Annotated in this window: 10 protein-coding genes; 3 read left to right on the top strand and 7 right to left on the bottom strand. The window is 58.6% G+C overall.

The genetic code is table 11. The annotated features are described in order from the left end of the window. Positions 1 to 129: 129 nt before the first annotated feature. Positions 130 to 624, top strand: a complete 495-nt coding sequence (locus RIG82_09955) for a DUF427 domain-containing protein (GenBank protein MEQ9461262.1) — start codon at positions 130 to 132, stop codon at positions 622 to 624. Then, positions 624 to 2,036, top strand: coding sequence for a DASH family cryptochrome (locus RIG82_09950; protein ID MEQ9461261.1), 1,413 nt, complete (start codon positions 624 to 626; stop codon positions 2,034 to 2,036). The genes RIG82_09955 and RIG82_09950 overlap by 1 nt, the downstream gene beginning before the upstream one ends. A gap of 59 nt (positions 2,037 to 2,095) precedes the next feature. Here RIG82_09950 and RIG82_09945 read toward each other — a convergent pair whose 3' ends face one another. After that, complete coding sequence (locus RIG82_09945) at positions 2,096 to 2,839, bottom strand: DDE-type integrase/transposase/recombinase (protein MEQ9461260.1); 744 nt, start codon at positions 2,837 to 2,839, stop codon at positions 2,096 to 2,098. Between the two features lie 1,136 nt (positions 2,840 to 3,975). Here RIG82_09945 and RIG82_09940 point away from each other — a divergent pair. After that, positions 3,976 to 5,538: a sialate O-acetylesterase gene (locus tag RIG82_09940; protein MEQ9461259.1), complete on the top strand. Its 1,563-nt coding sequence runs from the start codon at positions 3,976 to 3,978 to the stop codon at positions 5,536 to 5,538. 286 nt (positions 5,539 to 5,824) lie between these two features. Here RIG82_09940 and RIG82_09935 read toward each other — a convergent pair whose 3' ends face one another. The 6 genes from RIG82_09935 to RIG82_09910 all read right to left on the bottom strand — a co-directional run. Next, a complete protein-coding gene (locus RIG82_09935; GenBank protein MEQ9461258.1) occupies positions 5,825 to 6,370 on the bottom strand; it encodes a hypothetical protein in 546 nt (181 codons plus the stop codon). A gap of 12 nt (positions 6,371 to 6,382) precedes the next feature. Next, positions 6,383 to 8,818 (bottom strand): sodium:solute symporter, encoded by a 2,436-nt coding sequence (locus tag RIG82_09930; GenBank protein ID MEQ9461257.1) that lies wholly within the window; start codon positions 8,816 to 8,818, stop codon positions 6,383 to 6,385. Further along, a complete protein-coding gene (locus RIG82_09925) occupies positions 8,815 to 10,269 on the bottom strand; it encodes a hypothetical protein (GenBank protein ID MEQ9461256.1) in 1,455 nt (484 codons plus the stop codon). Before RIG82_09925 ends, RIG82_09930 begins: the two co-directional genes overlap by 4 nt. Before the next feature lie 49 nt (positions 10,270 to 10,318). Further along, positions 10,319 to 10,999, bottom strand: coding sequence for a prepilin-type N-terminal cleavage/methylation domain-containing protein (locus RIG82_09920; GenBank protein ID MEQ9461255.1), 681 nt, complete (start codon positions 10,997 to 10,999; stop codon positions 10,319 to 10,321). 21 nt (positions 11,000 to 11,020) lie between these two features. Beyond that, the gene (locus RIG82_09915) at positions 11,021 to 12,424 is read right to left on the bottom strand and encodes a hypothetical protein (GenBank protein ID MEQ9461254.1); all 1,404 of its coding nucleotides are present in this window, start codon (positions 12,422 to 12,424) and stop codon (positions 11,021 to 11,023) included. 141 nt (positions 12,425 to 12,565) lie between these two features. Then, positions 12,566 to 13,250, bottom strand: a 685-nt coding sequence (locus RIG82_09910) for a hypothetical protein (GenBank protein MEQ9461253.1), incomplete at its 5' end; no start/stop codon positions are given.

Here is a 13,250-nt window from a genome sequence, read left to right as displayed (position 1 = left end):
CGGCCGGGTGGCCCCGTGGTTCGACAGTTTGGCAGCCGAGGCGGGTCTGCCCCGCTGAACCGACCTACAATCCAGCGAAAGAGACCCGCTAGAGATCAGCCATGCAGCTGGGTCGCGATGGGCATCAGCATGAGCATCACGCCGATCAAGCCTGGACCGGGGCAGGAGTCTGTGTGGGATTATCCTCGCCCGCCGCGCCTCGAACCGGTGACCGATCGCCTGCGTGTCGTGCTGGCGGGTCGGGTGATCGCGGAATCGACGGGCGGCTACCGGGTTTTGGAGACGAGTCACCCGCCGACCTATTACATCCCGCCGGCGGATGTCGCGGAGGGCGTGCTGGAGGTGATCAGAAAGAGTTCCGTCTGCGAGTGGAAGGGGCGTGCGCGTTACTTCAATGTTGTGGTGGGCGCTCGGGTCGCCGAGGCGGCGGCCTGGTCGTATCCAAGTCCGACGGGGTCATTCACGGCGATCCGTGACTACGTTTCGTTCTATGCAGAGCCGATGGACGCCTGCTACGTCGGGGATGAACGCGTCGAGCCGCAGACCGGCAACTTTTATGGCGGCTGGGTGACCGGCAGGGTTGTGGGCCCGTTCAAGGGCTCACCCGGGACGTGGCACTGGTGATGGCTGGCGGGCACGAGCCAACGCGTACACTGGTCTGGTTTAGGCGGCAGCTGCGCGTGGATGATCAGCCGCTGCTCGCGGGGATGACCGGCCCTGTCGCTGGTGTTTGGATTCTTGATCCCAGAGAGCTTCTTGCTGAGGACCCGTTGGGTTTCCCGCGGTGCTGCGGTCGACGGCTGCGGTTCATCCTGGAGTCTGTTGATGCGCTGCGTGCGTCGCTTCGTCGGCTTGGCAGCGAGCTGATGATCCGAATGGGCGAACCGGAAGTTGTCCTGCCAGACCTGGTCGCCGGGCTCGGTGTTACGCGGGTCCGCTTGGTCCGCGAACCCGGCACGGAAGAGCGTGCGATCGAGAGAGCGCTGCTCAAAAGGCTGAATGTGCAGCATCCAGAATGTGATCAGAATATTCTTGACCCAGAGTGCCTTTACGAACTTGACGATGTCTTCGAGCACGCGCGTGACCTGCCAGAGGTGTTCAGTAACTGGCGACGGCAGGTTGAGAAGAGAATGCAGCTCGGCCATCCGGTGGAAGCCCCGAGTCGTCTCGAGACCCTGTCTCACGAGTTGGAGCCGGGAGCGTTGCCGAGTCTGACAGAGCTTGGTGTGGAGGAGCCTGGGGATGATGATCGTGTGGTCATGGTGTTCCGGGGCGGTGAGCCGGCGGCGTTCGAGCGGCTGCGGTCGTGGGTGTTCGATCGGGATTGCCTGCGGTCGTACAAGGAGACGCGCAACGGGTTACTCGGCGCGGACTACTCCTCGAAGCTGTCGCCTTGGCTGGCTCTGGGCTGCATCTCGTCGCGGCGTGTCGCAGAACAGACTCTGGTTTATGAGGACCAGCGGGTCGCCAACGACTCGACGTACTGGCTGAGGTTTGAGCTTCACTGGCGGGAGTACTTTCGCCTCTACCTCCTAAAGCATGGCCGGTTGCTGTTTCACGCCGACGGGCCGCAGGGCCGCGAGCTTGACTGGGGTAGGAACAGGGAAACCTTCGACGCCTGGTGCCGAGGTCGGACGGGTGTTGATTTTGTCGATGCGAACATGATCGAGCTGGCTAGCACCGGGTTCATGAGCAATCGGGGGAGGCAGAACGTTGCGAGTTTTCTGGCCAAGAACCTCGGGATCGACTGGCGGTGGGGCGCACGCTGGTTTGAGTCGCGGCTTGTTGACTACTGCCCGGCGGCGAACTGGGGCAACTGGGCCTATGCGGCGGGCGTCGGGGCTGACCCCCGTGGTTTCCGTGGTTTTGACGTCATCGGGCAGGCTCAGCGCTACGACCCGGGCGGGGAGTACTCGCGGCTGTGGCTGCGGGGCCTTGATCGTCCGCGGCCGATTGTTGATCCGAGGCGGTCGCTTGCTGACGCTGAGGAGCGGTGGCATCCGGCTGAGCGGAAGCGTAGGGCGAGTGGGCGTTAGCCGTTTCTTGTGCGGTAACGGGGGTCCAGGAGATTGTTGTGCTCCGCCCTGCAGCCATTTCAAGCCACGAAATCCAGTTTAGGTCGCACTCGGATGTCTGGGAAGAGCAATCTGGGGTCACCGCGGACGTTTCGTCTTTCGACCCTGATCACGGGTTCGATCTCGCCCGCTTCCGCGTAGCGAAGCGGTTCGGCAACTGATGATCCCATGAAGGCTTCGACAGGCGTCCTGATACCTAGCGCTGCATGTGGCCGAAAGCGGTTGTGCCAGGTGACGTAGGCATCGAGGCGCGCCTGGATCGCCTCGACCCTCGGCACAATCAGAGATACACGCCACCAGCTCTTCAGGCTCCAGAACAGCCTCTCGATCTTGGCATTGAACTGCCAGGTCCGAGCCCTGCCGCGGGCGTGCTCAATGCCCCGGTTCTTGAGTTCATTCCTGAACCGCCTCTGGAACTGTCCCCCTCGGTCGGTGACGAAGTATCGGAGCAAGCCCGCTTGCCCCGATACTTCGTCGATTAGAGCCAACAGCTGATTCGTGTTCGGAGTTGAGTTGGAGACTCTTAGGGTCAGGATCTTCCGACTGAACCCGTCCATGATGCCCGCAACCTCAAGTCGCAGCCACAGCACCTTCAGAACGGTTAGATCCATGTGCCAGATATGATCCGGCCCCGGTGGCTGGAAGTGCTCGGGCGCAGTTCGATCTGACTCATTTGAGGACGTACAAGCTGGTGGATGAGGCCGTCGCTCTTCCTCAAGAATCCGCAGAACTGAGGCCCTGCTGATCTGAACCCCGGCCTTCATGATGTGCCGAGCAATGGTTCGGGTCCCGAACTCGCGTTCTGGACAGAGAGATCTGATCTCATCGACCAGCCAGCGCACCCCTGCGTGCAGCTTGTTCCAGGGCGGTGCACCAACAACATCCTGAGCGCGATGCTTCTCTCTGACCGCCCTTCTCCAGTTACGGATCGTGTTGGTTTGGACCACGAACCGCGCCGCTGTCTGCTTGGCAGACCAGCAGCGCAGGCGCATCAGTTGGAGGATCTCGGCACGCTCTTTTGGGGTGTAGCGGGGGTCCAACAGATTGTTGTGCTCCGCCTGCGGCCATCTCAGGCCGCGAAGGCGATTTTATATCGCACCAAGATGACTGGATAGAGCAATCGCGGATCACCACGGAAATTCTTTCGCTCAATCTTGATCGCTGGCTCTAAATCACCCCCTCCGTGTATCCCATCGGTTCGGCAGGTGATGATCCCTAGGCGGCCTCTTGACGCATCTTATTGCCCAGCCCGGCACACCGCCGCAAGACATGCTGCCACGCCGCTCAGGCCTCTTGCCGTGCCTGAACTGCCGCGACACCCAACACCATCAACCCACCCGCCCCTCCCACCCGTGCGCACAAACACCCGCATTCCGGGCCCCATCGGTCACCTTTGATCGACGACCCCACCCCCGAACCACCACGAAGAACGCCAGAAACAAGCCCCCCAAAACCCCCGTGCGCACAACCCACAACCATCCAAACTCTCAAACCCCCACCCCAACCCCATCCCTGACCCAAAACACAGCCCCGCACACCCCTCCGCAACCCGGATTCATCCCCGCCCACCCCAAAACCCACCATGCGCACAACCCTCACACAAACAAGCCGGTCGATCTCGCAAGATCAGAAACCAGAGCATCTCAGTCCCGACCAGCAGGCCCCAACCCAGACCAGCTAACGCAGGAACGACGTACAACAACACCGGGGCGGGCGCGGGGGGTGGGAGGGGGAGAGGTCAGTTCCAACCGCTAGACGATAAACTGTGCATATCATCGTTTAACCTCGTTTTTGTCTTCGACGCAGCGTCGCGGTTGATGCATGAGTCCGACGCCCTGCCTGATGACCAGGATCACGACTGAGTTGTTGAGCAGGGCATAGGGCCATACTTTCTCAAAGGATGGACCTGATGACCCGATGCTTCATACCCCTGCTCTTCCTGATTCACGCGTTGAACCCTCTGCACGCCGACGTACGGCTGCCAGCGATCATCAGTGATCACATGGTGTTGCAGCGGGATCGTCCGCTGCCGATCTGGGGTGAGGCTGACCCGGGTGAGCGCGTCACCGTCAGCGTCACAGATCAGACGCACGTAGCCGTCGCGGATGATGATGGGCAATGGATGATCCATCTGGATCCTCTGCCAGCGACTACGGCGATCGGCAACCCTCTCGCCATGCGCATTGTGGGGCGTAACAAGATCGAGCTGCGGGATATTCTTGTCGGGGAGGTATGGCTGTGCTCCGGACAGTCGAACATGGAGTTCCGGCTTGAGAAGGCACAAGGAGGAGCAACCGAGATTCAAAAGCCCGGAGATCCACATCTGAGGCTGTTCCATGTTGAACGCCAACAGTCCTTCTCGCCGGTCTTTTCTGTTGAGGGTGCGTGGCAGCCGGGCCAGCCAGAGACGGTGCGTGAGTTTAGTGCGGTCGCGTACTTCTTTGCCACCAAGTTGCGTACGGGGCTTGATGTACCGGTTGGGATCATCCTGTCGGCCTGGGGCGGTACGCCTGCCGAGGCCTGGACCACACGTGAGGTCATACTATCGAATAATGAAACGCGGCCGATCGTAGAGCGATGGGATATGGCTACGGCGACATTCGATCAACAAGTCGCCGATTGGGAGCGTTCGATCGCTGAGTGGGAGGCGGCGCGGGCGGCTGATCCAAACACAGTATCTGAGAAACCCAGGAAGCCGTCGTTCGGGCGTCCGGATCATCCACATCGCCCATCGGGCCTGTTCTACGGCATGATTGAACCCTTGATGCCTTTCGGTATCCGAGGCGTTGCCTGGTATCAGGGCGAGACGAACCGCGGACGTGCCTACCAGTATCGCTGGCAGTTGACGCAGCTCATCAACGATTGGCGCTCCCACTGGGGACAGGGCGATTTCCCATTCCTGATTGTTCAGTTGCCCGGGTACGGCCCCGCTCAGACTGACGCGTCAGAACCCAGTGCCTGGTCTGAGCTGCGTGAAAGTCAGCTACTGACATTTCAGCAGGTAATGAATACAGGTCTTGCTGTCACAATCGATGTTGGCGAGGAGGACGATATTCACCCGCGTGACAAGAAGACTGTTGGTTACCGGCTCGCCCTCTCAGTACTGCACGACGTCTATGGACTCAAGGTCGTGCCCAATGGTCCACTGGTTAAGGATGTGCAGGTAATGGGGAGTCAAGCCGTCATCACGTTCGGCAGTGTTGGGTCCGGACTCACCACGCGCGACGATGAGCCGTTAAGGGGTTTCGCGGTCGCACCCGCAGACGGAGGCTTTGTTTGGGCAGAGGCTGAAATTCAGCAGGACCGCGTAGTCTTGCGATCGCCGGAGGGGTTTGAGATCGACGCCATACGTTATGCGTGGGCAGATAACCCTGATCGCGCGAATCTGATCAATCAGGAGGGGTTACCAGCGTCCCCGTTCCGCACGGACCATCGTGCGGGGCTAACCGATCAAATCCGCTGAGGTTTAGCCTGCCCTCCTCACTCCTGTCACAGCCACAGGTCTAGGTCAGCACCTACCCATGGAAGCAACCCTGCTGGGAACGTCAGATACGAAGCCTATTCGCTGAACCGAAGGTGGTGAAGCTGGAGCCAGTAATTCGATTTACTTGACAGGCCGCTAGGGGGAAGCCACAACTGCCAACTCAATGGTCAAGGATTCACCCCGGGTTCTGCTGATTCTGTGGGAGGATTACCACACACCGCTGGCCCCTCGCGCAGATACACGAAGTGCTCCGTTGCAGTGATTTTCAGGGTGTACAGAGGTTCGGGGATCCATCCTCACAGTGCTGTCGCGTAGCGTATCGTATGCGGTTGGCAGCGGGTGATTCAGCGGGATACCAGCGATCACTATCGACTGCCCGAACTAGCTTGTTGCTGATGCCTGTCTCAAAATCAGTATCGGGCCGCTGATCATTCCTGCGCATCAGGATCTCACGACCTTCAGGTGTGTACCGTTCAAGCCAGCCGATGATGGCACCTGCTTCCTTGATCTGCTCGGGAGTCATGTTGTCATAAGACGCATTACAGGGCCCGCAACAGAAGATGAAAGCGCGTACTCCGGTGGGCTCTAAGACACCCGCGGGATCAGAAGGTGCGGGGATTGGCGCGATACCTGAAGCGGGACCGACGAAAACCTGGCTTGTCTGCGGGTCAAAGTAGTAGGCTTGGCGGATGTCGAGTTCAGGTTCCCCGCCACCCCACATCAGGAGCATGACGGCGCCAGCGAGGAGAGCGAGAGCCGCGGTCAGCTTGATTATGCTCGCTATTGGCAGGTTTCCGGATGAGTCAGACATGTTGCCAGTTCCTCAGGATTGGGATGCACTCTGCGTGAGATCCTTGGGCATCGTGTGGATGGTGAGGTCCTGCGTCGTCGAACGACCGGGCAGGATCAAGCTGAGCAGATAGCCGGAGGCAACGCAGACAACGATGCCGACCACGGGGAAGAGATAGAAGTGCATCGCGGTGTGCTGTTTCACCAGGTAGAGGCTGGCCGCTCCGAGAATGGCCCCGAGCAGCGCACCGGTACCATTGCTGCGGGTGGTGAACATACCGAGTACAAATAAGCCAGCCAGCATGCCGACGAATAGGCCGATTACTTCGATAAAGAGATCCCAGATCGACAGGATCTCTGCTGTTGTCATCAGAAGGGCGATACCCGTCCCGAAAGCTCCGAGAAGGATGGTAAGCCCACGCGCGAGTCGGAGTCGCACGCGATCGGAGCCTTCGGGCCGGACTCTTTGGTAGACGTCTGTGGTCAGCACCGTGGACACGCTGTGAATCGCGCTGTCGAGACTGGACATGGCCGCAGCGAAGATACCAGCAATGATTAAGCCACTAAGGCCTGTTGGTAGTTGCTGCGAAATAAAGAAAGGGACGACGGCATCAGCTCTGAGACCCGGGGCGAGATGATCCGGATTGGCCTGATAGAAAACGAAGATGGCCGTACCCATGCCAAAAGCGATGATCGCCCAGGGGATCGAGACGGCGACATCTCCCCAGAGTGCCCGGCCTGCCTGTTTCTCATCGGTTGTGGTGAGATAGCGCTGGATCACGGACTGATCAGCCGAGATGTTTGAGAAACGAGAGAAGATACTTCCCAGAAGGATGACCCATAGGGCACTGACCATGAAGCTGCTGTCGGTGTTGACCAGCCGGAGTTTGTCGTCTGCGTTGGCCAGGGAGACGGCTTCAGTAAGCCCGCCCTCGATGCCGGCGATCGCGACGACGACACAGAGGACTGCGCCGAGCAGGAGCAGACCGGCTTGGAGCACATCGGTCCAGATGACGGCCTCCATCCCTCCCGCGACGGTGTAGGCAGTGGCGAGAACACCCATGATCAGGATGCAGGTGATGATGGGGATACCGGTCACCACGGATAGCACAAGCGCGGGTAGATAGAGGACGACCGCCATCCTTCCGAGTTGGAGCAGACTGAAGGTCAGGGCAGCAAACAGTCGGATGTTGACATCGAAGCGAGCTTCGAGGTACTCGTAGGCGCTGGTGACCTTAAGCCTTCTGAAGAAGGGGATATGGACGCGGGTGACCACGGGCACGACCACAAACCAGCTGAGGATGCCTGCAAAGTAGATCCAGTCGGTTGCGAAGGTCTTGGCAGGGACTGCGATGAAGCCGATCGAGCTGACTTGGGTCGCCATGAGACTCAGCGCCGCGGCCCACCACGGGATGTTCCTGCCAGCCAGGAAGTATTGCTCAGTCGAGTTCTCGCGTCGGCTGAAGTAGGCTCCCAGCCCGACCAGAGCAAGTAGGTAGAGAGCGAGGGTCGTGTAATCAAGCCAGCCGAAGTTTGATGGCAGATTGGCTGGGCGGATCTCGGTGATGCGCCCGGTGTTATCCGGGTGCTCTGGCATGAACCAGACAAGACTGCGATGAGAATCATCAACGCTGATAAGTGGTTGATCAAGTCCCTGGATATTCATCGATGACCAGCGGTTGGTAATCGTGTTATACGCTTGACCAGACCCTATGGCTTTCTTTGTCGTCAGGATCAGGCTGTGAGCCCCGAATGGCACAAGCAGTCTGGATGGTCCCGAGATCGTTGGTGATTCACGTGATAGCCACTGGTCGGTGTTGGGGTCATAGGCCATCAGGTGCCAGTGCTGATTCTTATCGTGCGTCAGCAGGTAGAGGTGTTGGCGTTCGCCTGCTGCCTGTGTAACCAGCTTGGCCTGACCCGATAAAGCCAGAGGGGGAGACGCGTGCTCACGAAAATCAATAGCAGTTCCGTTTTCAACACGGAGGCTGATGAGCTTCGAGGTCTGGGTATCGTGATCAAGTCCGACCACATAGACCCGATCTCGAAGGGCTACCGCCAGCGGGTTTTCAAGGGTTAGAGGCAGATCGCCTGCCAGCGTGATGACTGGCGTAGAGTCCTCAAGGACGACTGATTGCACACTACGAAGCCATTTCTTCTGTTCGTAGCCGCCGATCACCAAGGCTCCACCTTCAGCTCGCACCATAGCCGGTTGGCTCATCCGCATCTGGACCAGCATGTCAGCTTCTGCTGAGTCAGGAAGCCAGTAGAAGAGCGATGCTTGATCGCTGGATTCGACCAGAGCCACGAGGCCGTCATTGAGCCAGACGGCCTGGGTGGCGATCAGACCCATGGGCGTATCGTGAAGATCCTGAATATCAATCGAGCGATTGGTCTGCGCAAGAGCGGGCATGCCTACAATCGCCATACCGACAACGAAACACAGGCATAGCGTGAGCCGCTGATTCATGGTCGATCACCCGCGATCCTGTAGCTGAACAGGGAAGCGTTCTTCGAGACAAAACGAAGCTGAACCGGGCGATCGATCGGCACATTGACCTGCTCTCGCCAGCGGACTCGAGCCGAAGTGTTATCACCGGTGAAGGGTATGGACTCGTTGAGGGTGTACCCCGGGATGGGCCGACCGTTCTGGCCCAGGATCTCGACTCGAACGCTGCCAGCTGGTGCCGCCACGTTCAGGGTCAGTTGACCTTCGGGCAGAATGAGGGGCTTGGTGATCAGTTCGCCCTCGTCTGAAGCGGTGTCACGGGAGACGAAGCCATCCAGGCGCCAGCGAGCCAGACCGATTGAGGCGCGTTTCTCCGGAAGTTTTCCGCCGTGGCTGGTGGTCAGAGCCGTGTAGTACATCCAGACCTCATCGCCGACAATGACGGGTAGGTTGGCCGTATCCATAATGGCGCCGGCGTCATATCCGTAAGGCCCGTTGTCGATGATCGGCGTGCGGGGTGTAGATCGCTCCCAGTGAAGACCGTCGCGGCTGTGGACAAGCTCCACATGGATCGGCCCCTCATACTTCGATTGACCTGGGGCCTGATTCTCAATGATCTCGGTGATCCGGAAGACCATCAGCATGCCGAGGTACTGCGAACCGTAGGGGAAGCCTGCCATGGCGTAGAACTCGGTCCGCTGCCCCTCGCGACTCGTCCATGCGTCATCGATGGCATCCGGTTCGATCACGACTTTCATCGGAGACCAGGTCTGAAAGTCAGGGCTGGTCGTGACAGCGATCAATCTTTTTTCAGTGTTGTTCTTTGGATGGTGCCGAGGGAGATAAGGTCTGATGTAGGCAAAAAACTGCCCCGATGATGGATCACGAACTGCATCAATTAGCTCCGAGCCCTGGGCCAGGAGTGGCGTCTTTGGGTAGCGCTTCCACTCAAGCCCGTCCGCTGAGTGGAAGCCGATGAAATCATGGTGCTTGGTGTTATCCAGCAGCCTGTAGCGGAATGCCGGCTCGGGTTCCTCAGGGTCATAGATCACGCAAGTCAGGTTCGAGCCTGTCACCAGCACATTCGTGTTCTGCCCATTGTGCTGGTGATAGAGGAGTTCCGGCTTGACCCAGTTCAGGCCATCTGCCGACTCAGCGTACGCGAGCCCTCCGCCCGAGTACCACATTCGGAAGCGGCCCGTCGCGGGGTCTCGAAGCACCGTTCCATATAGATAGACCCGGTTGCTTTCCCAGAGACGATCGGCTTCGACAACCGGTTGGGCCAGCTTTCTAGCTTGATGAATGACGTAGCGGGTGTTCTTCTCGCTGGCAATCAGAACGTCATCAACCAGTAGCTGTGCGCGATCGTCCAGCTCGGTGGCTTGACCATGAGCATATTGAGCCAGACCTGACAAGGTCAGTATTAAGGAGAGCGAGAGCATCCTGGAGAGAGCGCGTAGGGCAATACACATGCTGCTTCCTTGCGTTGGTATGCAGTGGACTTTACGAGGAATCGCAACGTCAGTTATCAGAGGTCTTAGGCCGGTAGTAAATAGTCGATGAGATCAGATAAGGCTCGTGATCACCCCATGACGTCCAGCGTCCTGACCCATCCATGAAGACGAAGTTGCTGCCCGTTGGTGGTGCCTGACTAAAAGGTGCGTCATGTCCGAGGAACAGGCCTGATGAGATCTCGATGGTCAGGCATCCCCAGACTGGCTTGTCGCTGGTGCCGGGGTTATCAATCCGTGTCAGGTCATAGATGCCATTGGCCTGCACATAAGGCGTGCTTGAAGGCAGGACCATGTTCAGATACTGAACCGTGACGAGGTTGTAGTCGTAGCCGTTCGACTCCGGATTGCGTTCTTCATAGAGGTCACCCACACAGAACATCAACTGATCCCTGCTACTGCCGAGATAGGGTCCGATGAAGCTCTTCTGGAGATCGTAGTGTCCGCTGACGTTCATCCTGTGGGGGAGATAGTTTGAGGTGGGCGGTCGGTAGGGCAGCCATCCGTTGTTGTCGGCGGCGTAAGCCGCCATGCCGATGTACGTCTGGCGGATATTGCTGAGCCCGCTCATCGCCTTGGCGAGCTTGCGCGCAGAGCTGAGTGAGGGGAGAAGGATTCCGATCAGCAGAGCGATGATCGAGATGACCACCAGAAGTTCGATGAGTGTGAAACCAGTCCGTTTCCGTTTCATGACGATGCTTCCTCTGAGTCCTTAAGAGGAGAAAGTTCGATAGCCAGACCTTGTGCCAAACGCCAGCCATAGCATCACCAGAGCCGAGCCCGGTTCGGGGACAGCGGGACTCTGGCCAAAGTTCGCGGCAAGCGTTGACAGGTCAATCAGGTCGACGAGTGTGTCGGTGTTGAAGTTCCCGCCAGCCCAGCCGGACGTCCCTCCAAAAGAGGAGGCCAGAATCGAGAGATCGACGAGGTCTACGGCCTGGTCGAGATTGGTGTCACCCAGGAGAGTGTTGAGGATCTCCTGAATCATATAATCCAGATCCAACGAACTGAGCTGGAGATCACTATTCAGATCAAACTGAAGGTCGTTCGAGCCGCTGCGTATGGCATCAGCAAGTAGATCAATGTCGTCCGCATTCACGAGACTGTTGCCATCGAAGTCGCCCGCAAGGCCTTCGTACAGAAGGGCCAGATCGTTGCCCACGCCATCCCCACTGTCATAAAAGTAGGTCAATCGATAGTCACCAAACAATGTCCCCTCGGGTGCATTGACAAATCGTCCGATGCCAATACCCCCCTGCCCCTTGATCGGGTTCGCCGTCTGGTTGTCAATCAAGACAAGGGATTGAGGTGTACCCGCAAGAGCCGTGAGATCGATGTCCAGCAGGCCGTCTTCGATCTCCACGCCAACCGGTGCGTTCAGGACGTGGATGGGAGAAACACCAAAAGCGTCCGCGACAAATCGGAGCGTGCCGTCCGGACGATGCCCGTACGAGAGCATCGAGATGCTTACTTGAGACCCACGAATCTCGAAGAGTGCTTCACCCGGGTCATCGCCGGTCGCGTCATTGAGCAGCGTGGAACCCACGTTGAGGACCGCATTGCCAGAGATGATGTAGCTCCCTCGGGACGGGTGACCATCAGCTGCCGGGATGGCGGCGATATTCAACTGATCAGCGGTGCTAAGGATGCCACCCGAATGATTGAGCACACCCGTCCCGCCAGCGCGTCCAATACGGAAAGCTGTATTGGACGTACCCAGAACGGTGAGAGAACCGCCGGTGAGGTTGTAGGTTCCCTGGCCAGCCGCGTCATACCCCGGACCACGCGCACCAATCCAGAGCTGGTTGGTTGAGGTCACACTACCCCCAAGCTGGTTAACGACGCCAATGCCCTCGTCTCCGACTCGCCCGAGCCTGAACATCAGGTCTCCGGACAGGACACGAAGCGTTCCACGAGAAGTCGGGGTTGAAGCGAGCCGCAGCACATCGGCGACCTCGCCAGGCTGAGTAATGGTCACGATTCTCCCGTTATTGATCGCAACCAGGTCAGTTTCATCCGGCTCCTGTCCGCTGGTCCAACCAGAATCAAGATCCCAGTTGCCATCGACATTGCCGTTGTCCCAGAGTGTTGAAGGCGTATAGGTGTCTGCCTTCACATTGAGCGAACTGAACGATATTACAGCCACAGCAAGTGCCGGAGTCATCGAGAATAGAGGAGACAAACGCATCATGGGCCCTAAGTTTCTGAAATATGCCACTCCGCGGTTTCACGGAGTGGCAGGAGCAAACGATTTGAATCACCGGCGTCTGATGGCGGCAAGGCCTAACAGTGAAAGCAACGCAGTCGAGGGTTCGGGGATCAGCAGCGCCACATCGTTACCCACGCCGTCACCACTGTCATACAGGTATGTCAGCGTGTAGCCTCCGAACATGGTGCCTTCTGGAGCATTCCCGAACGCTCCCGAGACGAGGTTGGTGCCGGTGTTGTTAATCAACATCAGCAAGCCGGGGGTGCCAGTTAATGCGCTGAGGTCAACGTCCAGAGTCCCTTCGAGGTCCGTGGTGCTTGACACCTCAATCGCTGAGACACCTATGTCGTCGGCGGTGAAAAGCAAGGCCCCATCTTCATTCTGAACATAACTGACGGCATTCACCGAAGTGTTTGATCCGGTCAGGCTCAGCAGAGCGTCGCCCGCGCTTGAGCCGGTGGCATCGTTAATAAAGGTTGCGGAGACGCTCAGCAAGCCGGTACCCGACATGTTGACTCGACCTGTCGATGGCATACCGCTCTGTGCCGGAGCCGCTGCGATGTTGAACTGTCCTGCGGTGTTCCAGGTACCTCCTGAGATGTTGAGGGTGCCTGTAGCGCCAGCGCGTCCGACACGCATGGCGGTGGATGAGGTCCCGTTGACGGTGACCGATCCTCCCTCGAGGTTGAAGATACCCACACCCGAGGCGCTGTAGCCCGGGCCACGCGCGCCG

The sequence above is a fragment of the Phycisphaeraceae bacterium genome (assembly GCA_040222855.1).
In the GTDB taxonomy this organism is placed as follows: Bacteria; Planctomycetota; Phycisphaerae; order Phycisphaerales; family Phycisphaeraceae; genus Mucisphaera.
This window is presented reverse-complemented; position numbering and strand designations above follow the sequence as displayed.

What these genes read in the sequence shown, in the direction of transcription:
- RIG82_09955 (MEQ9461262.1), top strand. Translation starts at nt 130, where the DNA reads ATGAGCATCACGCCGATCAAGCCTGGACCGGGGCAGGAGTCTGTGTGG.
- RIG82_09950 (MEQ9461261.1), top strand. Translation starts at nt 624, where the DNA reads ATGGCTGGCGGGCACGAGCCAACGCGTACACTGGTCTGGTTTAGGCGG.
- RIG82_09945 (MEQ9461260.1), bottom strand. Translation starts at nt 2,839, where the DNA reads ATGAAGGCCGGGGTTCAGATCAGCAGGGCCTCAGTTCTGCGGATTCTT.
- RIG82_09940 (MEQ9461259.1), top strand. Translation starts at nt 3,976, where the DNA reads ATGGACCTGATGACCCGATGCTTCATACCCCTGCTCTTCCTGATTCAC.
- RIG82_09935 (MEQ9461258.1), bottom strand. Translation starts at nt 6,370, where the DNA reads ATGTCTGACTCATCCGGAAACCTGCCAATAGCGAGCATAATCAAGCTG.
- RIG82_09930 (MEQ9461257.1), bottom strand. Translation starts at nt 8,818, where the DNA reads ATGAATCAGCGGCTCACGCTATGCCTGTGTTTCGTTGTCGGTATGGCG.
- RIG82_09925 (MEQ9461256.1), bottom strand. Translation starts at nt 10,269, where the DNA reads ATGTGTATTGCCCTACGCGCTCTCTCCAGGATGCTCTCGCTCTCCTTA.
- RIG82_09920 (MEQ9461255.1), bottom strand. Translation starts at nt 10,999, where the DNA reads ATGAAACGGAAACGGACTGGTTTCACACTCATCGAACTTCTGGTGGTC.